Below are 26,647 nucleotides of genomic sequence, written 5' to 3' on the forward strand. Positions count from 1 at the left end.
GAAGCAAATCAAGGTCGTTGACCTTGAAGTCAAACTCACCCGTTTTGAATTTGCCTAAAGGCAAATTCAAAATGGGCGCATAGCTCAGGTGGTTAGAGCGCACGCCTGATAAGCGTGAGGTCGGTGGTTCGAGTCCACTTGTGCCCATCACAGTGAGGTAAAACTTGCTGATGAAAAAGTGACAGAATGTAGGAAAAGGAAGCTTGTGAAAAACAAGTGGACTCATCCACATTGTGCCCATTGTGATCCGAAAGGGTTACAAGACTGGATCTTGAAAATTGAATAACAAAGAAAGTAAAGTATGCAAATGAGGAAAACGACTAAGAAAAAGAATTAGTCGGGAAACCTACAATTTAGCAAAACTTCAAACGAGGAAACATAATTCTGTAGAAGTGGTCAAGCTAAAAAGAGCGTAGGGGGAATGCCTTGGCATCAGGAGCCGATGAAGGACGTGATAAGCTGCGATAAGCTGCGGGGAAGAGCAAGTATCTTTTGATCCGCAGATTTCCGAATGGAGCAATCCGTATGTGTATGCACATACATCATATACTGAATCAAATAGGTATATGAGGGGAACCGCCTGAACTGAAACATCTAAGTAGGGCGAGGAAAAGAAATCAACCGAGATTTCCTGAGTAGTGGCGAGCGAAAGGGAAAGAGGCTAAACCAAGGGTAGAAATACCTTTGGGGTATGGACAGCATTTAGCATTGCTTTGATCGAGTCGAAGTGTGTGGGAAAGCACACCAAAGAATGTGAGAGTCATGTAGGCGAAGTGAAGAGCAGCGAGCTGTATCCGGAGTACCGCGGGACACGAGGAATCCCGTGGGAAGGTGGGGGGACCATCCTCCAAGCCTAAATACTACCTGATGACCGATAGCGGATAGTACTGTGAAGGAACGGTGAAAAGAACCCCGGGAGGGGAGTGAAAAAGAACCTGAAACCCTATGCTTACAAGCACCGAGAGCGCGTCAATGCGTGATCGGGTACCTTTTGTAGAATGGTCCGGCGAGTTATTGTATGTGGCAAGGTTAAGCACTTAAGGTGCGGAGCCGAAGCGAGAGCGAGTCTTAACAGGGCGAATTAAGTCGCATGCAATAGACCCGAAACCGAGTGACCTATCCATGTTCAGGTTGAAGTGGAGGTAAAACTCCATGGAGGACCGAACTCACGTTCGTTGAAAAGACCGGAGATGAAATGTGGATAGCGGAGAAATTCCAATCGAACTCGGATATAGCTGGTTCTCTCCGAAATAGCTTTAGGGCTAGCCTCGTGACAGATTGCTGGAGGTAAAGCACTGAATGGGCTAGGGGTCGAAAGATTACCGAACCTTATCAAACTAAGAATGCCAGACAATTGATTCACGGGAGTCAGACAATGTGAGATAAGTCTCATTGTCAAAAGGGAAACAGCCCAGACCCACAGCTAAGGTCCCTAAACATTGTTAAGTGGAAAAGGATGTGGAGTTGCATAAACAACCAGGATGTTGGCTCAGAAGCAGCCATTCATTAAAAGAGTGCGTAATAGCTCACTGGTCGAGTGACTCTGCGCCGAAAATTCAACGGGGCTAAACAATGTACCGAAGCTTGGGATTGTATCTTATGGTGCAGTGGTAGGAGAGCGTCGAATAAGGGGTGAAGTCAGAGCGGAAGCGCTGGTGGATCTTATTCGAGTGAGAATGCCGGAATGAGTAGCGAGAATTATGTGAGAATCATAATGGCCGAAAATCTAAGGTTTCTTGAGGAAGGTTCGTCCGCTCAAGGTAAGCCGGGGGCTAAGGTGAGGCGGAAACGCGTAGCCGATGCACATACGGTTGAAATTCCGTAGCCACCGAAGGATTTAAACACAGGGACACTTTCAAAGCGACTAGCCGGAGAATGGTTGATCCGGTCGTAAGGGACCGAAAACAAGTAGGGAAGTAGCCGTAGCGGGAGGCAAGAAAAGCTGTGTGTATATCCCAGGTGCCCGTACCGCAAACCGACACAGGTAGATAGGAAGAAGATTCTAAGGCCAACGGGAGAAGGGTTGTTAAGGAACTCGGCAAGTTGACCCCGTAACTTAGGGATAAGGGGTGCTTGAGCAATCAAGCCGCAGAGAATAGGCCCAGGCGACTGTTTAGCAAAAACACAGGTCTCTGCTAAATCGAAAGATGACGTATAGGGGCTGACACCTGCCCGGTGCCGGAAGGTTAAGAGGAGATGTGAGAGCATTGAATTGAAGCCCCGGTAAACGGCGGCCGTAACTATAACGGTCCTAAGGTAGCGAAATTCCTTGTCAGGTAAGTTCTGACCCGCACGAAAGGTGTAACGATCTGGGCACTGTCTCAACAACCCGCCCGGCGAAATTGTAGTACCGGTGAAGATGCCGGTTTCCCGCGACTAGACGGAAAGACCCCATGGAGCTTTACTGTAGCCTAATATTGAATTTTGGTATTTCATGTACAGGATAGGTGGGAGACTGTGAAACACAGGCGTCAGCTTGTGCGGAGTCGACCTTGGGATACCACTCTTGGAGTGCTGAAGTTCTAACCTGCGGCTTTGAATCAAGTCGGGGGACATTGTTAGGTGGGCAGTTTGACTGGGGCGGTCGCCTCCTAAAGAGTAACGGAGGCGCTCAAAGGTTTGCTCTGCATGGATGGAAACCATGCGTCAGAGTGTAAACGCAAAAGCAAGCCTAACTGCGAGAATGACGGTTCGAGCAGTAACGAAAGTTGGAGTTAGTGATCCGGCGGTATGTGAATGGAAATGCCGTCGCTCAACGGATAAAAGCTACCCTGGGGATAACAGGCTGATCTCCCCCAAGAGTCCACATCGACGGGGAGGTTTGGCACCTCGATGTCGGCTCATCGCATCCTGGGGCTGAATTCGGTCCCAAGGGTTTGGCTGTTCGCCAATTAAAGCGGTACGCGAGCTGGGTTCAGAACGTCGTGAGACAGTTCGGTCCCTATCTGTCGTGGGCGTAGGATATTTGCAAGGCGCTGTCCCTAGTACGAGAGGACCGGGATGGACGCACCTCTGGTGCACCAGTTGTCACGCCAGTGGCACAGCTGGGCAGCTATGTGCGGATCGGATAAACGCTGAAGGCATCTAAGCGTGAAGCCGTCCTTAAGATAAGATATCCCATCTGTTTACAGAGTAAGACCCCTTGAAGACTACAAGGTTGATAGGCTTGAAGTGTAAGTGCGGTGACGTATTTAGCTTGCAAGTACTAATCGGTCGAGGGCTTGACCAAATTACAGATTGTTTCTTCGCTTTGCTTTGTTATTCAATTTTGAAGACCCGGTCTTCAATATTTCCAAGTCGGTGACTATAGAGATGAGGTCACACCTGTTCCCATGCCGAACACAGAAGTTAAGCTCATCATCGCTGAAAATACTTGGCTGGTAACGGCCCGGAAACATAGGTCGTCGCCGACATTGGATATGCACCATTAGCTCAGATGGTAGAGCAACTGACTCTTAATCAGTGGGTCCTGGGTTCGAGTCCCCGATGGTGCACTCGGTATTTAAATGCTCGTAAAAATCAATAAAAATCCTTGTGCTCGCACGCGCAAAGCTCACACAGGATTTTTACGATTTTTATCGCCGCATTAAAAAACCTTGCGAGTTTGCTTCGCAAACTCGGAATGAAGTATGATGTTTGTTTTGTAAAATTAAAGCAAGGCCCGTTGGTCAAGCGGTTAAGACTCCGGCCTCTCACGCCGGCGACGGGAGTTCGATTCTCCCACGGGTCATTTTTAATCTGCCTTGACCATATTGGGCAGAACGGATACAAGCTATAATTTAGTATGGCTTGTATATTTTTTTAATATGGACCATTAGCTCAGTTGGTTAGAGCAACCGGCTCATAACCGGTCGGTCCAGGGTTCGAGTCCCCGATGGTCCATTATATTCAGGGGTATAGCTCAGCTGGTAGAGCAGCGGTCTCCAAAACCGCGTGCCGAGGGTTCGAAACCTTCTGCCCCTGCCACTAAGTCCGCAAACACTTTGTTTGCGGACTTTTTTATCATGGTTAAAAGCAGGCAGCCGTTAAGCTGTCTGCTTTGCTTTGTAAGATTGGATCACGTTCATCCTCTGATGGACAGGCAGAAGATAGAGGTATGAGACTTTGGAGCAGCTTTACTATTGAGGACTGGAAGATAATCAAGTCTACTCTGACTGTTGAGATCCCTGAGATCGCAGCAAGAGCTTATGACGGTACTGCAACCACAGTGACAGCTACATTGAAGAACGGCGAAACCGTACTTGATGAAGAAGTTATCGAAGACAACGACATCACTGTAACCTACGAGTTCGAGAAGAGGGTAGTCGGTGAAGGCAATGTAGAATCTTGGGAAAAAGTAACCGAAGCTAAGGCTGCAGGAAATTACAGAGTAACAGCTACTGCAACGGGTGATAACTTCACAGCAGATCCTGCTATGAAGGAATTCACGATCAATAAGGCAACAGCTACTGTGACTCTGAAAGCAGAAGACCTTATTAAGCCTGCAGGCTACACCGACGGAACGGTTGGCGTTACAATCTCAGGTATCGTTGAAAGCGACAAAATCACACTTCCGGAAGTTATCGACATCGGAACAGGTGTTGAAAACGGCACAGCGATCACCGCTGATACACAAGCAATTAAGGACATTGAGACACTTCTTGGTGACAACTACGAGCTTGTGATAGAAGGAAATCCTACGCTTACAATCAGAGCAGCTAAGCTTGTAAGTGTAACGGCAAAGACCAGCTACATCAAGACAAGCGGCGGAGACGAATTCGTATCACCTGTATTTGATGCAATAGACGAGAACGGCAACAAATTTAGCGGCGAGATCGCAATCGTCAAGGGTCCTGAAGAGATCAACGTTGCAAAGACCTATAAGCTCACAGTTTCCGATGCATCAACACTTGAAGTCATATCTGATGATATCAAGGTTACTTGGGAAGTTAAGGAGACTGGAGTTGCAACTGTTAAAGCAAGAACTGCTGATCTTGGCGGACAGATAAAGCTGAATGTTTATATGACGCTTCCGGATTCTATAACTGATCCTGAAAATGAAGGATATGTAGTATTCACAAAGAATGGTGAAGAAACAAAGTTAGCTGTATCTGAGCTTACATATCGTACAGTTGGCGAGGAAAAACAGTATAAAATTGCTGTACCGTATAGGGCAATTGAGATGCATGATGATGTCAACATTAAGGTGTATAATAAAGATGATGTTCTTATTCCATTGACTGATTCTAATAACGCAAACTATGATGATGGATATACTATGAGTTTGTCTGATTATCTTGATCTTGCGATTTCTAAATCAACTAATCCAAAGATGGTTGCTTTAGCTAAAGCGACGCGTGATTATGGAATTGCTGCACAGAAGTATTTCCAGTCCGGTGATTATACAAACTTAAACTTCAGTGAAGAGTTTAATCAGTTATCAAAGGAAGAACTTCAGAATGCATTGAGTGAATACGCAATGACAGAAAGTGGCTCACTCCCTGAAGGCATAGCTAAAGTAGCTATGACATTAGAGTGTAGGGATGTTACAACATTTAGACTCAAAGTTCAATTCAATAGTGGATATGATGCATCTAAATTTACATTTAAAATTGATGGCAAAACTGTTAAACTGAATGACAATGCATTTGTAGTCAGAGAGATAGGTTCTTTAGATTTGAATAAATCTCACGTATTTACCATTTCTGATGGTACAACAACCTATTCTACTACAAGAAGTGCTCTTTCTTGGGCATATGCAGCATCTAAAGCTACAACACAGAAAAATGTAGACCTCGCAAGAGCGTTGTATTTGTTCAATGCTAAAGCGACGGATTACATTTCATAAAAAGAGGAGGGAAATGAAGAGAGTATACAAGTGTTGAACTTGAGGTTATTACATTTAATGTAGAAGATGTTATTTCTACATCATGTAACCCAGAAACAGAACCATTCTAACCTTCTTTTTCCCGGCAGGCAGCCAAATGGCTGCCTGCCTTTTTTTCGTTTGTGTGAGGAAAACAATATGACAAAGACCTGCGAGGGGATAGTGCGCCCCCGATAACTCCGGGAACGAGCTTGAAGAAACAGCGGTCATGGAGAATGATGACAAATACTTGATAAAATGTTCAGACTGTGGTATAATGGCCTACGGAACGAAATACAACGCAAGCACCGGCTGGGCTGTAATATGGAACTTGAAGCGGCTGAGTCGCTTACAACTCAATGAAAGGATAATAACCATGAAGCTGAAAAAGGATTTTATCGTACACGACGCAGGAGACGAGACAATGCTCGTTGCCACAGGAAGTGCTAAGTTCTCGGGGCTTGTAAAGGGTAATAAGACAGCAGGCGATGTGCTGGAGCTGTTAAAGACCGACACCACAGAGGCTGAGATCATCAGGAAAATGCATGAAAAGTACGATGCCCCTGAGGGTGCCATAGAGCGTGACGTGAAGAAGATGATCACAGAGCTCAGAAAGATCGGTGCTATTGATGGGTAATAATCAGACCTTCGAGGAAGTCATAGCCCGTGACGGCAAGCTTATCTATACCAACAAGGGCGACAGTATGATGCCGCTGATAAAACAGGACAGAGATCTGCTCGTTATCAGTAAAAAGCCAAAACACAGGCTTAAAAAGTATGATGTTCCTTTGTATAAGCGTGACAGCGGACAGTATGTGCTGCACCGTATTTTAAAGGTCAGAAAGCATGACTACGTTATATGCGGAGATAACCGCTGGAGCAAGGAATACGGCATAACCGACAGGCATATCATAGGCTTGCTTACCGCTGTTATCCGCAACGGCAAAGAGATAAAGGTGACCGATACAAAGTACAGACTATACGTTCACCTGTGGTGCGATCTGTTCCCGGTGAGGGCGTTTATTGTTCACGTAATCAATAAACTTGGAAGAATGATAAAAAGGAAATAGTTATGCAGACAAAGACAAAAAAAAGATCGCTGAAGCGATTTGTCAGAAGAAAATATCTTGGTGCGCACAGGCGATTGGTGCATTTCTTTGACGGCAGAAAAGACAAGAAAATATGCGGCTGTTCACTTGTAAAATATGTCCCCTCTTTATACAGAGAAACTATGGGTGCAACAGGCAGTGAAGCCACCTGCTACTGGGCACTGGACAAGATATTTGAGGGTGAGAGCTTAGATGAAAATGATTCTTTTATTGATGTGGGCTGCGGCAAGGGCAGGGTGCTTGCATATCTGGTAAGCAAAAATTATCCCTGCTCACTGACAGGGATAGAACTCAATAAGGATGTTGCACAATACGCACAGAGCTGGGCGCAGAGATATAAGAAGATCAGTATCATCCACGGAAATGCCTTTGAGCATGACTATAACAGCTATACGGTCTTATTCCTCGGCAGACCCTTTGAAACGGAAGCCTTTCACAGTTTTATCAATATGCTTGAAAAAAATCTTACTCATCCCGTCAGGTTCTTCTATTGGTGGGACACACAAAGCGGTGACTACCTTGAAAACAGAAAGGGCTGGACAAGGGTAAGACGAGAAATGATATATAAAAGTCATGGACTGTATATGTACAGATGTCCGCAGGGCTTTTCGCTTTGAGAGTATACTCCATGAATAACAATGCAATAAAATTGCTCTATGCCGCTGCGAAAAAGAAAAATGGTACATCGCCGCACTGATGCTCGTTCAGGCACTAAATGGTGCGAGCGGTGGTGCTTGAATTAAATAGAACGGAGTAATTGAAAAAATGGATAGGCGAGAATATATCAAGGCGATCAAGGACGTTATTTACCTTGCGTACTGCGGTGTGAACGGCAAAATACCCGGCGACGCAAGAGTGCGGAAAATGGATATCACGGCTGTATATGAAGCTGCGAATAAGCATCTTCTGACGGCGATTTGCGCAATGTCTCTCGAATCGGCAGGAGTCAATGATGAGCGCTTCACCCAGGCTAAGGGCAAGGCTATGCGTAAAAATGCTCAGATGGATATTGACAGAGCGCAGCTTTTTGAACGGCTTGAAGCGGCGCAGATATGGTATATGCCCCTCAAGGGCTCGCTGCTCAAGGACCTGTACCCCAAGTACGGTATGCGCCAGATGTCGGACAACGATATCCTCTTTGACAGCGCCAGAGCCCGGGACGTCAAGCAGATAATGGAGTCAATGGGCTTTGCCTGTGAGCGTTTCGGGCATGGCAACCACGATGTATATTTCAAGAAGCCTGTCAGCAATTTTGAAATGCACACGTCGATCATCAATCATAATGATAACAGAATTTTTGAATACTACAGGAACGTCAAGGACAGGCTTATCAAGGACGAGGACAACAACTTCGGATATCATTTCAGCGATGAGGATTTTTATATATTCATGACCGCTCACGAATATAAGCACTATTCAAACGGCGGAACAGGGCTGCGGTCGGTGCTTGACACCAATGTGTACCTGACTAAGCCGGGCGACAAGCTCGATATGGAGTACATAGAGGGCGAGTGCGAAAAGCTGGGCATAGCAGAATTTGAAAGGCAAAGCCGAAGCCTTGCGATGCACCTTTTCGGTGGGAAAAAGCTGACAGACGAGGATAAGGAAATGCTCAGGTATATCGTTTTCAGCGGCACCTACGGCACACTTGAAAACTTGGTCAATAACAGGGTTGCAAAGCACGGAAGCGGCAAGCTCGCCAAGATAAAATATACGCTTGGCAGGCTGACAGTACCGATAAGCGAAAAAGACACGAGATACGAAGCAATGAAGAGCTTTTATCCGTGGTTCTATGAGAAGAAATATCGGCTGCCGCTGCTGTTTTTCTATCGGTTGCTGAGAGGAATAACGAGCAAGAGAAAAAAGAGCATAAGCGAGATCAAAGTTCTGATGAAGCACAAAAGCTGAAAATGCCGAGATGTTCCGGACAGCGAGTTGACAGAATAATCTATATTATTACGTAAAACAAATCCCACAGCTGAGCTAATTCTTTTTTGTGCTTTTTGTCTGTTTAAAAATAATGATCCATGGGATATAACTGAAAAAAACAAGCCGCCAAGCGATATGAAATGCTCCCCTTTTGTTAGACAATGTGGTATAATAGAAATATACCAATTAGAAATCTAACGGAAGGGGGCATTTCAATAAGCTTAACGGCTTGCTTTTTTATTCAGGAATCAAAGAATTGGCGACCGTCTTCGGTTACAAGCCGCTGAGATCTTGGATACTCAAAGATCTCCGCATTGCCTGCATTTTCAGTCAGATAATCAGCAAATCTGCGTGCATACCACTTAGCCATTTCAAGGTTGTGCATCAGATAATTGCCGCAGTTGACAGGTGAAGCCCCGGGGACATCGGCGGAGTTCTCAACTGACTTAAAGGCACTGAGGATGAGATCGTATATTTCCTTTGGTTCACGGTTTCCCTTTAAGATAAGGTAAAATCCCGTGAGGCATCCCATAGGGCCCCAGTAGATGATATTATCCTTCCAGTCGGGGTCATTCCTCAGGAATGTGGCGATGATGTGCTCCAGGGAGTGCATTGCTGCCACGTCCACGGCAGGCTCTGTGTTTGGCTTGGTTACTCTTACATCATAGGTGGTGACCATCTGGTCTCCCAGGGTGTCTACTCTGCTGGTAAATATCCCGGGGATGATCCTGGTGTGGTCAACGGAAAAGCTGGGGATCAGATCCATAGTTGTTTCTCCTTTCAGATCGTGGCTATTTACAGGCGTTTGCAAAGCAGAGGATGTTAAATTACGTCATTGCCTAAAAACCTGTACTAAAAACATTATACCCTATTGTGACGGCTATGTCAAATTAAGCGGATATATTTGCTGAAAACCAAGTTGTTTCTTTGTTCGGAAAAAGGAGTTGCTATTGACAAACAGGAAAATATGTAGTATACTGCATATATAGGTAATATACTACATATTAAGGAGAGGCTTATGTACGACTTTGAAAAAATGGATCAGAGGCTTATTGCTTATGTGAATATCTTTATCTGTGCCAATCGTTTGCAGGCGATAATGGACAGCGGTTTTGAGGACATCACCGCAAAGCAATGGCTTGCGATAACGATGATAGATGCGTTTCCCGAACCGCCGACACTAAAGCAGATATCCGAGCTTTCGGGGGTTACACATCAGAGTATGCGGCAGATCGTTGACCGTCTTATTGACAAGGGCTTTTTGCAGGTCGTTGCGGATAAGAAGGATAAGAGGGCTATCCGCCTTGTTAAGACCGAGGCTGCCGAGCATCTCCGCACGAAAAAAGACGGACAGGATCAGCGGTTCGTATTCAAACTGTTTGAGTGCTTGACCGAGGAGGAAACTACCGCTTTCTGTTCTGCCCTTGCAAAGCTGTGTGACAGGCTTAACGAACTGAAGAAGGAAAACGATGGATAAAGAGAGGAGAAGACAATATGAAAACGATAGTCGCTTACAGATCCAAGTCAGGCTACACAAAAAGATATGCAAAGTGGATAGCACAGGAGTTGGGCTGCGATATAAAAGAGGACCCGGAGCTTTCCGACATCATTGGATATGATAGGATAATTTACGGCGGCGGTATGTACGCAGGGGGATTCAACGGAGTAAAGCTTATCACCAAGAATCTTGACAAGCTGTCGGGCAAAAAGATCGCTTTGTTTGCGGTAGGCTCAAATCCCGGCAGGGAGCATGAGATGCAGCCTTTCTGGGACAGGGTGCTGACATCGGAACAGCAGAAAAAGATAGGACATTTTTATCTGCGGGGGGGATTTGATTTCAGCAAGCTGACTGCAAAGGACAAGGTACTGATGAAAATGCTGAAGGTAAAGCTGCAAAAGACAAAGCAGCGCACCGAGGACGAGCAGGGAATGCTTGATGCATACGATACACCTGTTGATTTCTCCGATAAAGAGAATATCAAGCCGCTAATCGAGTTCATTTTAAAGTAAGGGAATATAGCTCAAAACAGCCGTCCGGTCAGATCGGGCGGCTGTCTTTTATCATAAGGTCAGTTGCGGATAGCTTTTAAATAATGGACGGTTTATCTGAACCATGCTTTCATTGTATCAAGTATAGTAACAAGTTCGGGCTCTCTTATCACATAGGGGACCATTGCGTACATATACCGCAGGAATGTCCTGCTGAAAACGCCGTGATCGTATGCGAATTTCTTAAATCCCTCAAGCACTTTCGGGTCGTAAACTTCGATACACACACAGCCGCCCATGATCCGAATTTGCTTTATTCTCGGATCTGTAAAGCCTTCCATTTCACGGCGGGTTATCTCCTCTATTGTGCGGATCTTTGAAAGATAATCATCACGCTCAAACAGCTCAATAGATTTGAGTGCCGCACAGCAGGCAAGGGCGTTGCCCATAAAGGTGGGTCCATGCATGAATGCGTGGGTGGGATCGTCGCTCATAAAGCCTTCCCATACTCTGCGGTTTGCAACCGTTGCGGCGTGACCGATATATCCGCCTGTCAGTGCTTTGCCAAGCACAAGGATATCAGGCAGCACCAGGTCAGCCACAAATCTGTTTCCTGTACGTCCAAAGCCTGTCGCCACCTCATCAAAGATCAGCAGTACATCATACTTATCACACAGCTGCCTTGCCCTTTCAAGGAAGCTGACATCGTACATACGCATTCCGCCTGCACCTTGCAGCAGAGGCTCCACGATAAAGCAGGTAAGCCGTTCGCCGTATTCTGTGAAGGCGTTTTCAAGGGCGGGGATTTGTGTGGGAATATGGATAACGCCATGCTTTTTCTCGCTGTTTGCTCCGAATGCAAAATGATAGTCCTCGTCGTCGCCTACCTCCATAGCCTTGAAGGTATCTCCGTGATATGCGTGTTCAAGTGCGAGTATCATGTCACGGTCAGAGCCTCGGTTTGTGTTGAACTGCAAAGCCATTTTCAGCGCAACTTCCACAGCTACGCTTCCCGAGTCGGAGAAAAAGCAGTAATCAAGGTCTCCGGGCAGCCATTGAGCCAGCTTGTCTGACAGTTTCTGCACAGGTTCATGTGTCAGTCCCCCAAGCATAACGTGAGCAAACTTATCAAGCTGCTGTCTGATAGCTGCGTTGATCTCAGGGTGATTGTAGCCGTGGATAACGCTCCACCATGAAGAAACCGAGTCAATAAGGTCGTGACCGTCCTGTGTATAAAGGTGTACTCCCTGTGCTTTTTCGATTTTAACGGGAGCATCAAGGGTTTTCATTTGAGCATATGGATACCAGATCATAATTCTCCTCCTGAGGTGCATATTCTTTTAAGCTGTTCTGCCGGGATATGTATATCGGTATCGCCATCACCTATGCAGGCGATAACAGGCAGTCCGGTAAGCTGCCGGCACATAAACTTGTTGTCCTCCTCCATTATGTCCCCTTTGTGGAAGTGGTTGAGTATCAGCCCACGGATCTTTAGTCCCTGCGCTTTCATGTAATGGCAGGTAAGCACTGCGCTGTTGATCGTTCCAAGACCTGCGTCGGCAATAATTATCGTGGGCAGATCAAGAGCTTTTATAATATCCTCAAGCATTATTATCTTCTCGTCATAACGTATAGGACAAACAATGCCTCCGCTGCCTTCGCAGATAACGTATTCATATTCACCGCAGAGCTTTTCATAGCACCACACCACCTTTTCAAGCTCTGTGGGATCACCCTCTATTTTGGCGGCAAGATGTGGAGATACGGCGTTCTCGTAGACATAGGGACACATGGTGTCCAGGGGCTGGGGAATGCCGGAAATATCCTTTACAAATGCCGCATCTCCCGGGATCAGGCTGCCCTTTTCATCACGCCGGTTTCCGCTGACTGCTGCTTTGAAATAGGCGGTATCACAGCCGGCTTCACGAAGCTTTTTTACAAGCAGGGCAGTGACATATGTCTTTCCGATATCTGTTGCTGTCCCTGTTACAAAGATGCCCTTATTCATCATTTTCCCTCCCGGTCGAATAGCCTATGCTGTCAAGCATTGCAATATCCTCACGGATACGGTTGCCCGAAGTGGTGAGCATATCACCTGTGATAGCTGAGTTTGCACCTGACAGAAAAGCTTTTTCACCACAGTTTGTCATAAGATCACGACCTGCTGCAAGGCGTATATCCGCCTGTGGAACGATAAAGCGGAAAATTGCCACGGTACGCAGTATGTCAGGCTCGGTGATGCGCTGTATGTTTTCCAGCGGCGTACCCTTGATGGGTATCAGGGCATTGATCGGTATTGAGCTTACGCCAAGCTCACTGAGGGTCAGCGCCATGTCTATCCTGTCCTCCCAGCTTTCGCCCATACCGATTATTCCTCCGGAACAGACCTCAAATCCGGCTGCTTTTGCCCGTCGGATACACTCCAGCTTATCCTCAAAGGTGTGGGTGGTACATATGTTTTTGAAGTTGCGTTTTGAAGTTTCGATGTTGGCATGGTATCTCGTTACTCCTGCCTCACGCAGCTTTAAAAACTGCTTTTCCTCAAGCAGTCCCAGCGAGGCACACAAGCCCACCTTGCTTTCACGGGAAAGTGTGCGGTAGGTATCAAGTGCCTTTTCAAACTCGTCGCCGCTAAGTCTGCGTCCCGCAGTAACGATAGCAAAGCGATGCACCCCCTGCTGTTCATTATGTTTACATTCAGCCAGGATCCTGGCTTTATCAAGAAAACCGTATTCCCGGATCCCTGTGCAGTGGTGAGCTGACTGGGCGCAGAATTTGCAGTCCTCAGAGCACCGTCCGCTTCTGCCGTTTATAATGCTGCAAAGGTTTGCATGGTGTCCGCTGAAATGCTTTCTAAGACTGTCGGCACATCGGGTAAGCTCGCTAAGTTCTGTGCTCAGAAGGAAACTCAGATCATCAGACCGTGTAAGTCGTTTTCCTTCAATTATCTGACGGGTCATATTTTCAATATCCATTATACTGCTCCTTTTTTGTGAAGTACGGGCATCAAGCGTTTTGCCAGCACCGCAGACAATATACACAGCGCAATATCTCCCGGCACCGCAAGAACAAAGCAGTACAAAAACAGTGAGCCTATTCCGATCGGAGCGTGGAGATAAAATGCGCTTATCAGATAATAGTAGATCATTCCCAAGGCATAAACCACGGCAAGCCCTGAAAAGCAGGCGACAAGCAGGCGTGCGGTGGTAGGTTTGCTGCTGTGGGCAATAAGACCGGTTAGATACGAGCCTGCAATAAAGCCAATAAGATAGCCGAATGTGGGCTGAAATACATAGTCTATCCCTCCACCGCCTGTGAATACAGGTAATCCTGCAAGTCCCACAAGAACATAAAGGGCTGCTGCGGCGGCACCTTTATTCCTGCCCAGTACGATCCCTGCAAGTGTTGTAAAAAGGAACTGCAGGGTAAACGGGCACACGGGAACAGGGATGCGGATGTATGCCCCTGCTGTTATCAAAGCCGTAAACAGCGCAGTCATCACCATGCTGTTTATTCTATTGGTGTTTGTGATAGTATCCACTCCTCTCCATATAGAGTATAATACTCAAGGGGCAATTTGTCAACCTTTTGCTGCAAATGTAGTTGACAATTTGCAGGCGGTTTCTCCCGACATTCCTATTTAGCCGACAACTATCGGTTATCGGCGTGTATTTTACTGTGGATAAAGAGTAGATAATACAATATAAAAAGCCCCTCTTTTGTCAGACGGTGTGGTATAATAAATATACCATTTTTAACCTAACAAAAGGGGAGCGTTTAAAATTCCCGGATCGGTGATTTTTATTATTACTTGAACTTAACAGCCGTTCCGTAAGCTATTACCTCAGCTGCGCTTGTCATAATTGCAGATGTGCCGTATCTCATGGAAACAACTGCATCTGCGCCCATCTGTGATGCATTTTCGATCATTCTTTGGGTTGCGATATCACGTGCCTCGTTCATCATTTCAACATAAGCCTTTACCTCGCCGCCCACAAGGTTTCTGAGCCCTGCACCTATATCCTTACCTACGTGCTTGGACTGGATTGTGGAACCTTTTGCAAGACCAAGGATCTCATATTCTCTTCCGGGGATATTTTCTGTTGTAGTTACCAGCATTGTTTTTCCTCCTTTAATATATAACCTGTTACCCATGCCTCTTTGAGGCGGCGGATCACATACGTCATTCGGTGGAGGGGGTACGATCCCTCACTGACTTTCTGAGGAGCTAAAGCTGCTGCGGTCAGGTCCTCTCATGGCAGCAGGTGACCTGTACGCTTACATCTGGCTTTGCTCCGATTTAAAAGATACCCCCCTTCGGTTTGAAGAAGGGGGTTCGTTCTTACTTCAGGAATGCCTCATACTCGGAGTTATCCTTCATGATCTCGTTTATGGAGTTTTCAATATCCTGGACAGCTGCTCTGTTCTTAACGGCAGTATCAAGAAGCTTTGTCTCGTTGATCTGGTTCTCGGAAAGTCTTGAACGCAGATCTGTGAGCTTTGCATTGATCTCCGAAAGCTGAATGTTGAGCTGTGAGATCTGGCTCTCGCAGTCGTCGATAACTGCCTTAGTGGTGGAAAGTTCTGCTTCTACGCTTGCAAGCTCCTTAGCTGTGCTTTCCTTTTCCTTATTAAGAGCCTCCAGCTTTGCGTTGTTTTCATCTATCTGCTGTTTAGCAAACATTTTCATCTTTTCACTTGCGGTCATTTCTGCGTCACTCTCTTTCAATTCAAATGAAATATTTTCATCGGCATTGTCGATCGCATCCATATCAAAGGATATATCCTCTGTGGCAATGGCATCGATAGCGTCGGTGGAAGGTGTAACAGGCGGCTCGGCGAACACAAGATTATCCGTAGAGATAGAAGGCATTTCCTCAAGCCCGTCATCGTCTTCAAATTTTATGTTCGGCACATATTCCTGCTCAGCTTCATTGGGGTTATAAGGCACTGCATAAGGATCCAGCGGTGCGTTGGGATCGTACGGATTTGTGGGATCGTAAGGCACTGCATAGGGATCAAGCGGTGCGTTGGGATCGTACGGATTTGTGGGATCGTAAGGCACTGCATAGGGATCAAGCGGTGCATCCGGTGCATAGGGATCATATCCGCCGGTCTGCTGTGGCTGCGTCTGCTGAGCCTCGCTCTCATGCTTTTTCTTTTCCGGCATGAATGGATTAAAGACCTCTTCCTCAGCCTCATGAGCCTGCTTGGCAGAAGTATCGGCAGGAGCGGTCTTTGCAAGATCAGTCTGCTGATCCAGGACCTGTTTTACTGCCTTTACATCGGATACAGAGCAGTTAAAGAACTCAGCGATCCTCTTATCGGAATCACCTCTGCGGATCATCTTTGCGATAGATTCGGTATGCTTGTCGATAAATCCGTTTTCATCATAGTTAAGGTTCAGATTCACAGCTGAAGCAGCTGTGCTCTCGTCTTTTTTCTTTCTGCCTTTGAACGGATTTGATATTCTTCCGATAACACCTTTTTCCTGTGAGGGTTCTTCGGTGGGAGCAGGTGGCTGGTGGAAATTTTCATAGTCGGGCATATACTTTTCGAGCACGCCTCTTGCGCCTACCTTGCTCATCTGCATGATATTTGCTATGCGATCCAGATCATAGCCCTCTTTATAGAGTCTGACTACCTGTTCAGGAATTGTTTCTTGCTTTTTTGCCATAGGAGATCCAAACCTTTCGTATATATTAGATAAAATTTACTAAAGAATATTATACAATATTTTTATTAGTATGTCAACAAAAAAACAACAGGAAGGAAACAAACCGATAACAAATTTGGCTTTGATTTTTTGTGAGGACTGCACAAATAACTGAAAAGGGTGTATAAAGGGCTGTAAAAAGGGAAAAACAGGGCATATCGGCATGGTGGGGGAATTATTTGATAAGCATGAGAATACAATAAAAAAGAAGGAGGGGGAGGAGCGATTTGTCACTATATAACCGCCACAGAGGCACTACGGGCTGCAGGGGAATAGACCGCTGCGGAACATGGGGGATGAAGGAGAGATATGACATGATGAGAAAGGTACAGAGCGGAGCCTGCATTTTAATGGTTGGTATATTTGCACTTATATGGATGCTTTCGGGCAAAGGGGGTACAGATGTCCCTGCGGCAGGAGCAGCCGGGGCAGACAGCAAAAGGAAGGTAGTAGTTCTGGACCCGGGACACGGGGGCATAGACGGAGGCTGCGTATCGGTGAACGGAGTGGCGGAGAAGGGGATAAACCTTGCCATTGTTCAGACGCTGCGTGACTGCTTTGACATTGCCGGGTTTGATGTGGTCTGCACCCGTGAAGACGACAGGTCTATCCATGACAACGGCGTTGAGGGAATAGCAAAGCAGAAGCTTTCGGATATGAAGAACCGTCTGGAGATAATGGACCGCTATGACAATGCCCTTGTTCTTTCGGTGCATCAGAATCAGTTTACCGACCCCAGATACAGCGGAGCGCAGATGTTCTACCCCAAGGACAGCACCGAGGGGCAGCGGCTTGCAGAGTGCATGAAAGCCCAGTTCACAGGGCTTTTGCAGCCCAAGAATATGCGTGAGACAAAGCCGGTGGGAAACGAGATGTATCTTATACACAACACAAAGAACACGGCAGTGATGATAGAGTGCGGATTTTTGTCAAACCCCGAGGAGGCAAAGCTGCTGGAGAGCGCAGACTACCAGAAAAAGGTTGCCTTTACTATCTTCACCGGGGCACAGGAGTATCTTATTAGTATGCCGAAAGAGTAAAACCGGGAGCTTATGATCACTGTGCGACGGGGACAAAAAAACAGGAGCAGCAACGCTCCTGTTTATTTTTGCGGTATTACTGTAATTCGCCTCGGTTAAACTCCGAAAGCTGTAAGCCCTCGTTCTTTTCAAGCGCCCAGCGGATATTCCACTCGCTTGTGAAAAGCAGCAGGTAGTTGTCCTTGAAATCCTTTACCAGCTTGGTGTCGCTGGAAAGCTTGAGGGTCTTGGGGTCAAGGTCCTTGTTATCTATCCAGCGGATATAGGAATACGAAAGGCTCTCTTTGAGCAGGTCAACGTTGTATTCGTTCTTCATTCTGTACTCGAAAACTTCAAGCTGCAGCACGCCAACAACGCCCACGATGACCTCCTCCATACCTGTATCAGGCTCGTGGAAGATCTGGATAGCTCCCTCCTGGGCGATCTGGGTGGCACCCTTTACGAACTGTTTTCTTTTAAGGGTATCCTTCTGGCGGACTCTCATAAAGTGCTCGGGAGCAAAGGTTGGTATCGGCTCGAACTCAAATTTTTTCTTGGGGTCACATATGGTGTCACCGATGGCAAAGATGCCCGGGTCAAACACGCCGATTATATCCCCTGCATACGCCTCGTCGATTATCTCACGCTCCTGCGCCATGATCTGCTGTGGCTGGGAAAGGCGCATTTTCTTGTTGCCCTGAACGTGCAGAACGTCCATTTCCTTATCGAACTTTCCGGAGCACACACGCAGGAAGGTTATCCTATCTCGGTGCGCCTTGTTCATATTCGCCTGTATCTTGAAAACAAAAGCGGAGAACGTAGGGTCAAAGGGGTCAACGATACCCTCGGAGGACATTCTCGGGGTAGGGGATGTGGTCATCTCAAGGAAGTTCTCAAGGAAAGGCTCAACGCCGAAATTGGTCAGGGCAGAGCCGAAGAACACAGGGGAAAGCTCGCCCTTGCGCACGGCATCAATGTCAAATTCATAGCTTGCGCCGTCAAGGAGCTCGATGTCGTCGGATAAGGTCTGGTGGAGCCAGGGGGTTATAAGCTCGTCAAGGGACGGGTCGGAAAGGTCTACCTCCGTAGCGGCTACCTGATGCTGTCCGTTATTGGCTTCAAAGGAGATGATATGCTTTTTGTCTCTGTCATAAACACCCTTGAATTCTTTTCCGCAGCCGATAGGCCAGTTGACGGGATAGGTCTTTATCCCAAGCTCGTTTTCTATCTGGTCCACAAGGTCAAAGGGGTTTCTTGCCTCTCGGTCCATTTTATTGACAAAGGTAAAGATAGGGATATGGCGCATAACGCAAACCTTAAAAAGCTTTCTTGTCTGCGCCTCAACGCCCTTTGATGCGTCGATAACCATTACCGCAGAGTCTGCCGCCATGAGGGTACGGTAGGTGTCCTCGGAAAAGTCCTGGTGTCCCGGTGTATCAAGGATATTTATGCAAAAGTCCTTATACTGGAACTGCATTACCGATGAGGTTACCGAGATACCTCTTTGCTTTTCTATCTCCATCCAGTCGGAGACAGCATGGCGGGAATTCTTTTTTCCCTTTACCGCACCTGCCTGGGCGATGGCACCGCCGTAAAGCAGGAACTTTTCGGTAAGGGTTGTCTTACCTGCGTCCGGGTGGGATATTATGGCGAACGTTCTGCGCCTTTTTATCTCTTGCTCAAGTGTTTTCAAATATATTCCTCCTGTGTAGTCCCATATTTCACATACCCATTTAGTATAACACACAAAGCCGTTTTTTTCAAGCTGTGACAGAAATTTTACACTATGGAAATCATGGGTACTGATAAGGCAGTTTTTGTAGGAACAGACAAAATATGAACGTTTAGAATATGAAATGTGCATAAAAATACTCGGGCTGAGAAAATCTTATTGAAAAATCAACTGTTATGTGATATAATTTGAGTTGTACAGTCAGGGGATAGTTACCCTGTAAAACGGGAGAAACGGGAGGAAAGACAAATGTCCGGAGATAACGGTGTTAAAGCATTCAGGTCCATAAGCCTTCTGCTTATTGTGGCAGGTATCGTCACACTTGTATTTGGCCTTATCGGACTTTCAAATTCCAAAAAGACCAACAAGACCATGGGTCAGCTCAAGACATATTACGAACAGATGGAGAGCTCTTCCGGCGGAAATGAGTACGGGTATTCAACTCCCAGAACAAACAGCGCCAGCGATTCAAGAAGTGCCATGTTCAAAACCTTTGACGAATGGTACGGAAAATCTACAACGTATTCCTATGCTATATTAGCTTTGTCCGTGATACATATTGTGGCGGGTATTCTGGGTATTATCCTTGCAGAATCAAGCGGTTCGGGAGCGAAGATCGCTATCGGAGCTGTTCTGGTGGCGGGAGCCATCGGAGTGATAGTGTATCCGATGATGGTGAACAGAAAGGACTATGATGAGATCGAGGCAGCGTTCAACCTGATGTCGGAGCTTTTCAAGACCTTTGGAAAAGCTCTGGGCGGAAGCGGACTGCCGTCGGATATGGAATTCAATATGGTGGCGTTAAAGCCATTCTCTCAGATAATCACATACACAGGGCTTATACTGGGACTTGGATACTTTGGCAGTGCGTTCCTCACAGGAGGTTCCTCCTCCACAGTTTCGTCCTCGTCCTCCGGTTCGGGCATGGGTACGGTGAACACAGACGATTTCTTTGCTCAGTTCAACAAGCCGCCGGTACCTCCTCAGGGAGCACCCCAGCAGCAAAGACCGATGGGCGCACCTCAGGGAATGCCTCAGCAGCAAAGACCGATGGGGGCACCACAGGGAATGCCTCAGCAGCAAAGACCGATGGGGGCACCACAGGGAATGCCTCAGCAGCAGAGACCGATGGGCGCACCACAGGGAATGCCTCAGCAGCAAAGACCGATGGGCGCACCCCAGGGAGCACCGCAACAGCCAAGACCAATGGGCGCACCTCAGGGAATGCCCCAGCAGCAAAGACCAATGGGCGCACCTCAGGGAGCACCGCAACAGCCAAGACCAATGGGCGCACCTCAGGGAATGCCCCAGCAGCAAAGACCGATGGGTTCACCACAGGGAATGCCACAGCAGCAATTCAGACCTTCACCCAATGCAGCTCCTCAGAATCTGAGACCTGCACCGGGAGTAAGACCTCCTGCACCCCAGCCGCCTCAGCCGCCGCAGGATCCTGCAGGTTCGGGAACAATGGACGAAGTTGCACTTCCAAGCGCAGAGGATCTGGAAAGACTCCTGGGTGGAATGAACGGACAGAAATAAAGCACAACAAAAAACCCTCTCCGGTAAAACGGGGAGGGTTTATTATGTCTTTTATCAATAGAGCTTCTTTATCCACATTGACGGTGCCAGCATCATTATTATGGGTATACATTCAAGTCTGCCCAGAAGCATATCCATGCTCAGGGTTATTTTTGAAAGGTCGGAGAGATGTGCAAAGTTGCACATTGGACCTACCTTGGCAAGTCCCGGTCCGATGTTATTGAAGCAGGTGGTCACCGATGTGAACGAGGTGGTGAAATCAAGGTTGTTCAGGGAGATTATTATCAGGGAGGTAAAGAAAATAAGGATATAAAGTATAAGGTATCCGCTGACTCCGTGGACGGTCTCGATATTTAGGGTCTTATCGTCGGACTTGACCACGTTCACCGATTTTGGGTGAAGCATTTTGCGAAGATTACGTTTTGCGGTACGCACAAGGATTATCAGTCTTGAGACCTTGAATCCGCCGCCTGTGGAGCCTGCGCAGGCACCCACGAACATAAGTATTACAAGTATGACTTTGGAAAGCTCCGGCCATTGGTCAAAATCAGCTGTGGCAAAGCCTGTGGAGGTCATTATGGAGCTGACCTGGAAGGAGGAGTATCTGAAAGCTTTGGAGAAGCTTCCGTAAACGCCGTAAGCCATGGTGTTTGCACAGATCAGACCGATAGAAGTGGCGATTATGCCAAGGTAAACCTTGAACTCGGAATTTTTGAAAATATCCGAAAAGCGCTTCATTATTATGAAGAAGTAAATGTTGAAGTTTATTCCGAAAAGCATCATAAACACTGTTACAACGCCTTCAATGTAAGCAGAATTGTAATAACCGAGTCCTGCATTTCTGATACCGAAGCCACCTGTTCCTGATGTTCCGAAGGCGGTGCAGACGCTGTCGTAAAGAGGCATTCCTCCAACCACCAGGAAGATTATCATGATAAGCGTAAGAACGGTGTATATTGCATAAAGGATCGCCGCAGATGACCTTCCCTTAGGCACCAGCTTTTCAACGGTAGGTCCCGGGCACTCAGCTCTCATAAGCTGAAGGCTTGAGGACTTCTTGTCCGACGGCAGTATCGCTACCGTAAGCACCAGAACTCCCATACCGCCGACCCAGTGGGTAAAGCATCGCCAGAACATCATACCCTTTGTCATCGTCTCAACATCGGTGAGGATAGACGAGCCTGTGGTGGTAAAGCCGGAGATACTTTCAAAAAGGGCATCTATAAAGTTTGGAATCTCGCCGCTGACATAAAAGGGAAGGCAGCCGTATAAGGATATTACTATCCAGCCCAGAGCTGCTACCGCAATTCCGTCACGGGAGTTAACGTCCATTTTCTTCTGACGTGTGAAAAGAAATATCGGCACCTGTATCGCAGCCACTGACAGGGCTACTATGATAAACACTCTGAAGGTGCGCATTTCATGGTAATACAGCGCCACACCTGCCGGGATGAGCATAAGCACCGCTTCAAGGGTGCACATCTGCGACAGCATATGGAGCACAGTTTTCTTGTTCAAAGGGATCTTCTCCTATTCCAGTATATCTCTCAGTTCCGAGAAACGCTGATCCTTGGTGACAATAATAACTGAGTTGTCAAGTTCTATGGTGTCATTACCGCTGGGGATAATGACCTGACGCTTTTTGATTATTGCACAGATCAGTATGTCTTTTTTGATCTTTATATCTTTAAGAGGCACACCGGTAAGTCCGGGGATAGCCTCCTTGATATTGAACTCGATAGCCTCCACCTGGTTGCCGATAAGGTGGTAGAGAGATTCAATACGGCTTTCGGAAGACGCATTCTCAAGAGATCTTACATAGCTGAGAATGGTGGCTGTGGTGAGCAGTTTTGGCATTACAAGGGTGTCAAGCCCCAGCATTCTTGCCATATCAACATATGAATCCCTGTTTATTTTTGTGATAGTCTTTGCTTCGGAGTTGTTCTTTGCGTAAAGGGACATGATAATGTTTTCCTCGTCAAGTCCGGAAAGTGCAACGAACGCATCAACATCCCTTATGCCCTCGTCAAGGAGCAGCTCCTGATCGGTGCCGTCACCATGGATTATCGTAGCCTTGGGTATCTCGTCGCAAAGCTCGGTACAGCGGTTGTAGTCCTTTTCAATTACCTTGACACGCATTCCCATTGCGGAAAGCTGCTTTGCAAGATAAAAGCCGATCCTTCCGCCGCCCACTATCATCACGGATTTTATCTTAGTCTTTACAAGTCCGTTCTCACGGAAGAAACGTTCGATATCCGAATGGGTGGCAGCTATATTTATTCTGTCGTCGGCGTGGAGCACAAAGTCACCGGTGGGTATAAAAATGCCATGTTCACGCTGAACGGCACAGATAAGAAATTTCAGTTTCAGTCTTTTGTATATCTCCGCAAGCGTCAGACCGATGAAAGGTGAGCCCTCGGAAAGCTTCAGCTCAACCATTTCCACCTTGCCCTTGCCGAAGACCTCAAGTCTTGAGGCGGTGGGGAACACCAGTCCGTTAACTATCTCCTGGGCGGTGTAAAGCTCGGGGTTAATGATAAGAGCAAGTCCCAGCTGGTTTTTGATTATGTCTATCTGGTCAAGATACTCCGGATTTCTAACACGGCAGATAGTCTTTTTTGCACCAAGCTGTCTTCCCAGCATACAGCACACCATATTAAGCTCGTCGTGGGCGGTGGTGGCAATAAGCATGTCGGAGCCCTTGACTCCTGCATCGATCTGAACGCCGGCAGTTGCACCGTTGCCCTCGATACACATTATATCCTGGGAGTTGAGCAGCTTTTTGACTGCTTCGGGGTTACTGTCCACGGCGATAACGCTGTGACCCTCTTCAACCAGCTGTTCGGAAAGGGTAGCACCTATCTTTCCCGCACCGATAACAACAAATTTCATATTTATTCCATGCCTGCACCCGGCAGACATTCCCTCCTTCTCAAAGGCGGAAATCAACAGTTCCCCCCTTTATAAATACACAGTTATTATATCACCGCCACGTAGGATTGTCAATATTGTACAGTTGACAAAGAAATGGCACTAAAAGCGTAAATTTTTGTTATCTAATATAAATCCTGACCGTTTACACATAAAGGGAGAAAACCACAAATGCCCCGGGTACCTTTTGGGCACACAGGGCATATAGATCATCCAAGTGTTTTCTTCTGTCCGTCCTTGCTTATCACCGCATTGGCAAACAGCTTTTTTGTGCGTTTTTCGTAATAACCCGGGTTTGGCATAGCGGGACTGTAATGGGTGAGCCAGAGCTCCTTTGAGCCTGATTTTACGGCAATATCCGCACTCTGGGAGAATACCATATGACCCTTCTCTCTCACCTTGTCCAGAAGCTCGTCGTCGCCGTACATTCCCTCGCAGATAAGCAGGTCGGAGCCTTTGGCAAACTCAGCCATACCCTCAAACGCCTTTGTGTCGGTCATATATGTTATCTTGATCGGGTCTCTTGCGGCATCTGTTACCATGTCGGTGGTTATTTGCTTATCTCCCACGGTAACGCTTTCTCCGCCATGGAGCTGTCGCCAGTATTTAACGTCCACACCCAGTTCCTTAGCCTTATTGGGGTTGAAAACGGGCTTTCTGTCCAGTCTGAAAGAATAGCCCATACAGGGTATCCCATGGTGCAGGGGTATTGTGTTTACCACCATATCGTTCCAGTGCATGGTGTTGGGCTTTGAGCTGTCCAGCTCCACAATATCAATTCCGTATGGGAGCAGGGGGCAGATACAGCAAAGATTCTTGATTATCCTTGCAAGTCCCTTGCAGCCGTAAATGGTGATATATCCCTTTTTCCCCGTGTTTCCGATGGACAAAAGCAGTCCGGAAAGCCCGGAGATGTGGTCGGCATGAAAGTGGGTGATGAAGATAGCGCCTATTTTGTTGAGCTTACAGCCGTGCTGAGCAAGGGCTATCTGTGTTCCCTCGCCGCAGTCAACGATAGCAGCCTTTCCGTTATACTCCACCCAAAGGCTTGTGAGCCACCTGTTGGGCAGGGGCATCATTCCACCTGTGCCTGCCAGACATACGTCTATCATTTTATCACCCTCGTTCCTTTTCAGATCATAGTTACCTATGTATTATTATGAATCAAAAGCCTGTCTTTGTCAAGGCAAAAAGTGTAAATTTGCATAAAACAAAAGCGCACCCTCCCACATTATCGGAAAGGTGCGTATTTTCAAAGCTTTATCAGGATTGTGTCTCCGCGGGCTGTTGGTCGCAGCCGCAATTTACGCCGTTTTTAACGTCTGCAAACTCCCGCAGCATCTCCTGGGTGGGTGCCTTGGTGCAAAGGCTTGCCACAATGATGCAAAACAGGCTTATTGCAAATCCGATGACCAGGGAATAAAGCCCTGTGGACTCGGCAAGGGTCTTGCCACCGAATTTGATGTAGTCCCAGACTATAACGGTCAATGCGCCGGAGGATATACCTGCCACGGCACCTGCAAGATTGGTGCGCTTCCAGTAAAGGGACATAAGCACGATGGGACCGAAGGATGCTCCAAGTCCTGCCCAGGCGTCGGAAACAAGTCCCATAACGCTGCTGTCAGGGTCAAGGGCGATCAAGTAGGCTACAACAGCCACCACAAGCACTGTGATACGGCTAACGAGCAGGACACCCTTTGGCGAGGCTTTTTTGTTTATAACGGAGTGGTAAATGTCCTCGGATACGGAGGAAGCGGTAACAAGAAGCTGCGAATCGGCGGTGGACATTATGGCAGCCAGGATACCGCAAAGGAAAATTCCGCCGATAAAGGCAATGCCTATGTCCTCGTTGAACACCTTGCGTATCATTTCGATAAACACCTTTTCGGTGTCTGCGCCTTCAAGAACGTCCGCCAGATAAGCTCTGCCCACAATACCGATAATGCAGGCAAATGCCAGAGAAAGTGCACACCAGCATATACCGATGACTCTGGATTTTTTGATTTCCTTTTCATTCTTGATAGCCATAAATCTTACGATAATATGAGGCATTCCGAAGTAGCCCAGTGCCCAGCCCAGCTGAGAGATTATGTCCACAAAGGAATAGCTTTTTCCGCCTGCGTCGGAGAAAACGTCAAAGAAAGCCTTTGAATCGACTCCCGAGGAGGTTATATTGTCCATAACGTTGCCTGCGCCCACAAGCATAAACGCTATTATCGGCACGGTTATAACACCGATCAGCATAAGCAGACCTTGGATAAAGTCGGTGACGCACACCGCCATAAAGCCGCCCATAAAGGTATAGGACAGGATGACCAGAGCACCTATGGTAAGGCAGAGCTTATAGTTTATGCCGAATATGGAATTAAACAGCTTTCCGCCTGCGGCAAGACCCGATGCGGTATATACCAGGAAGAATATGAGAATAGCTACCGATGAAATAAGAAGAAGTATGCGGTGCTTGTCGTGGAACCTGTTTTCAAGGTATTTGGGCAGGGTAAGGGAGTTGTTGGCCCTTATGGTGTAGCGGCGCAGTCTCTTGGCTACGAATATCCAGTTAAGTGCCGTTCCTATGAACAAGCCCACGGCTATCCAGATCTGTCCCGTTCCCAGGGCATAGACTGCACCGGGGAGTCCCATAAGCAGCCAGCCGGACATATCCGAAGCCTGTGCCGAAAGGGCAGCCACCCAGCCGGAAAGCCCTCTTCCGCCCAGGAAAAAGTCTTCCGAGTTCTTTGTTTTTCTCATATAGGATGCGCCGATCAGCAGCATTCCCATAAGATAGCACACAAATGCTATGATTATCCAGACCGTTGATGACATTTTCTTCAAACCTTC

Annotated in this window: 21 protein-coding genes, 5 tRNA genes and 2 rRNA genes; 16 read left to right on the forward strand and 12 right to left on the reverse strand. The window is 47.2% G+C overall.

The genetic code is table 11. The features are described 5' to 3' along the window. Positions 1-73 precede the first annotated feature (73 nt). The 12 genes from T494_RS0107830 (at position 74) to T494_RS0107885 (ending at position 8,862) form a co-directional block, all read left to right on the forward strand. Positions 74-147 (forward strand) — tRNA-Ile (locus tag T494_RS0107830). Between the two features lie 247 nt (positions 148-394). Further along, a 23S ribosomal RNA gene (locus T494_RS0107835) occupies positions 395-3,229 on the forward strand. 67 nt (positions 3,230-3,296) lie between these two features. After that, positions 3,297-3,413 (forward strand): 5S ribosomal RNA (rrf, locus tag T494_RS0107840). A gap of 8 nt (positions 3,414-3,421) precedes the next feature. Next, positions 3,422-3,494, forward strand: a tRNA-Lys gene (locus T494_RS0107845). A gap of 164 nt (positions 3,495-3,658) precedes the next feature. Then, positions 3,659-3,730, forward strand: a tRNA-Glu gene (locus T494_RS0107850). A gap of 78 nt (positions 3,731-3,808) precedes the next feature. Next, positions 3,809-3,882 (forward strand) — tRNA-Ile (locus T494_RS0107855). 8 nt (positions 3,883-3,890) lie between these two features. Continuing rightward, positions 3,891-3,966 (forward strand) — tRNA-Trp (locus T494_RS0107860). Between the two features lie 130 nt (positions 3,967-4,096). Then, a complete protein-coding gene (locus T494_RS0107865; protein ID WP_028505821.1) occupies positions 4,097-5,827 on the forward strand; it encodes a hypothetical protein in 1,731 nt (576 codons plus the stop codon). A 247-nt stretch (positions 5,828-6,074) separates the two neighbouring features. After that, positions 6,075-6,482 carry a PqqD family protein gene (locus tag T494_RS13645; protein WP_081777263.1) on the forward strand — a complete coding sequence of 136 codons (408 nt, stop codon included), beginning with the start codon at positions 6,075-6,077 and terminating at the stop codon, positions 6,480-6,482. Further along, complete coding sequence (locus tag T494_RS0107875; protein WP_028505823.1) at positions 6,475-6,915, forward strand: S24/S26 family peptidase; 441 nt, start codon at positions 6,475-6,477, stop codon at positions 6,913-6,915. The genes T494_RS13645 and T494_RS0107875 overlap by 8 nt, the downstream gene beginning before the upstream one ends. A 2-nt stretch (positions 6,916-6,917) precedes the next feature. Then, positions 6,918-7,571, forward strand: a complete 654-nt coding sequence (locus T494_RS0107880) for a class I SAM-dependent methyltransferase (protein ID WP_028505824.1) — start codon at positions 6,918-6,920, stop codon at positions 7,569-7,571. 148 nt (positions 7,572-7,719) lie between these two features. Next, positions 7,720-8,862, forward strand: a complete 1,143-nt coding sequence (locus T494_RS0107885; RefSeq protein WP_028505825.1) for a nucleotidyltransferase family protein — start codon at positions 7,720-7,722, stop codon at positions 8,860-8,862. 262 nt (positions 8,863-9,124) lie between these two features. Here T494_RS0107885 and T494_RS0107890 read toward each other — a convergent pair whose 3' ends face one another. After that, positions 9,125-9,649: an S-ribosylhomocysteine lyase gene (locus tag T494_RS0107890; protein WP_028505826.1), complete on the reverse strand. Its 525-nt coding sequence runs from the start codon at positions 9,647-9,649 to the stop codon at positions 9,125-9,127. A gap of 252 nt (positions 9,650-9,901) precedes the next feature. Between T494_RS0107890 and T494_RS0107895 the strand changes: the two genes are divergently transcribed. Then, positions 9,902-10,360 (forward strand): MarR family transcriptional regulator, encoded by a 459-nt coding sequence (locus T494_RS0107895; RefSeq protein WP_028505827.1) that lies wholly within the window; start codon positions 9,902-9,904, stop codon positions 10,358-10,360. Between the two features lie 17 nt (positions 10,361-10,377). Continuing rightward, positions 10,378-10,893, forward strand: coding sequence for a flavodoxin domain-containing protein (locus T494_RS0107900; protein ID WP_028505828.1), 516 nt, complete (start codon positions 10,378-10,380; stop codon positions 10,891-10,893). 92 nt (positions 10,894-10,985) lie between these two features. Here T494_RS0107900 and bioA read toward each other — a convergent pair whose 3' ends face one another. From bioA to T494_RS0107930, 6 genes are all read right to left on the reverse strand, one after another. Beyond that, positions 10,986-12,185, reverse strand: coding sequence for an adenosylmethionine--8-amino-7-oxononanoate transaminase (gene bioA / locus T494_RS0107905; RefSeq protein WP_028505829.1), 1,200 nt, complete (start codon positions 12,183-12,185; stop codon positions 10,986-10,988). Next, positions 12,182-12,880: a dethiobiotin synthase gene (gene bioD, locus T494_RS0107910; protein ID WP_028505830.1), complete on the reverse strand. Its 699-nt coding sequence runs from the start codon at positions 12,878-12,880 to the stop codon at positions 12,182-12,184. Before bioD ends, bioA begins: the two co-directional genes overlap by 4 nt. Then, the gene (gene bioB / locus T494_RS0107915) at positions 12,873-13,841 is read right to left on the reverse strand and encodes a biotin synthase BioB (RefSeq protein WP_197021142.1); all 969 of its coding nucleotides are present in this window, start codon (positions 13,839-13,841) and stop codon (positions 12,873-12,875) included. Before bioB ends, bioD begins: the two co-directional genes overlap by 8 nt. Before the next feature lie 5 nt (positions 13,842-13,846). Further along, positions 13,847-14,377 carry a biotin transporter BioY gene (locus tag T494_RS0107920; RefSeq protein WP_051540230.1) on the reverse strand — a complete coding sequence of 177 codons (531 nt, stop codon included), beginning with the start codon at positions 14,375-14,377 and terminating at the stop codon, positions 13,847-13,849. A gap of 302 nt (positions 14,378-14,679) precedes the next feature. Next, positions 14,680-14,991 (reverse strand): heavy metal-binding domain-containing protein, encoded by a 312-nt coding sequence (locus tag T494_RS0107925; RefSeq protein WP_028505833.1) that lies wholly within the window; start codon positions 14,989-14,991, stop codon positions 14,680-14,682. A gap of 223 nt (positions 14,992-15,214) precedes the next feature. Then, positions 15,215-16,549, reverse strand: coding sequence for a hypothetical protein (locus tag T494_RS0107930; protein ID WP_028505834.1), 1,335 nt, complete (start codon positions 16,547-16,549; stop codon positions 15,215-15,217). A gap of 266 nt (positions 16,550-16,815) precedes the next feature. Here T494_RS0107930 and T494_RS0107935 point away from each other — a divergent pair, with 266 nt between their 5' ends. Next, complete coding sequence (locus tag T494_RS0107935) at positions 16,816-17,628, forward strand: N-acetylmuramoyl-L-alanine amidase (RefSeq protein WP_242836413.1); 813 nt, start codon at positions 16,816-16,818, stop codon at positions 17,626-17,628. A gap of 76 nt (positions 17,629-17,704) precedes the next feature. On the opposite strand, the gene T494_RS0107940 is transcribed toward T494_RS0107935, so the two are convergent. Beyond that, complete coding sequence (locus T494_RS0107940) at positions 17,705-19,300, reverse strand: peptide chain release factor 3 (RefSeq protein ID WP_028505836.1); 1,596 nt, start codon at positions 19,298-19,300, stop codon at positions 17,705-17,707. A 288-nt stretch (positions 19,301-19,588) separates the two neighbouring features. Between T494_RS0107940 and T494_RS13440 the strand changes: the two genes are divergently transcribed. Next, entirely contained in the window at positions 19,589-20,878 is a 1,290-nt protein-coding gene (locus T494_RS13440; protein WP_028505837.1) for a hypothetical protein, read from the forward strand. 54 nt (positions 20,879-20,932) lie between these two features. Here the strand turns inward: T494_RS13440 and T494_RS0107950 are convergent, their stop codons facing one another. From T494_RS0107950 to putP, 4 genes are all read right to left on the reverse strand, one after another. After that, positions 20,933-22,396, reverse strand: coding sequence for a TrkH family potassium uptake protein (locus T494_RS0107950; RefSeq protein WP_028505838.1), 1,464 nt, complete (start codon positions 22,394-22,396; stop codon positions 20,933-20,935). Between the two features lie 12 nt (positions 22,397-22,408). Further along, entirely contained in the window at positions 22,409-23,770 is a 1,362-nt protein-coding gene (gene trkA, locus T494_RS0107955; RefSeq protein WP_028505839.1) for a Trk system potassium transporter TrkA, read from the reverse strand. A gap of 248 nt (positions 23,771-24,018) precedes the next feature. Beyond that, positions 24,019-24,921: a ribonuclease Z gene (locus T494_RS0107960; RefSeq protein ID WP_028505840.1), complete on the reverse strand. Its 903-nt coding sequence runs from the start codon at positions 24,919-24,921 to the stop codon at positions 24,019-24,021. 151 nt (positions 24,922-25,072) lie between these two features. Continuing rightward, positions 25,073-26,632 carry a sodium/proline symporter PutP gene (gene putP, locus T494_RS12685; RefSeq protein ID WP_051540234.1) on the reverse strand — a complete coding sequence of 520 codons (1,560 nt, stop codon included), beginning with the start codon at positions 26,630-26,632 and terminating at the stop codon, positions 25,073-25,075. Between the last annotated feature and the right edge of the window lie 15 nt (positions 26,633-26,647).

The sequence above is a fragment of the Ruminococcus sp. FC2018 genome (assembly GCF_000621805.1).
In the GTDB taxonomy this organism is placed as follows: Bacteria; Bacillota; Clostridia; order Oscillospirales; family Ruminococcaceae; genus Hominimerdicola.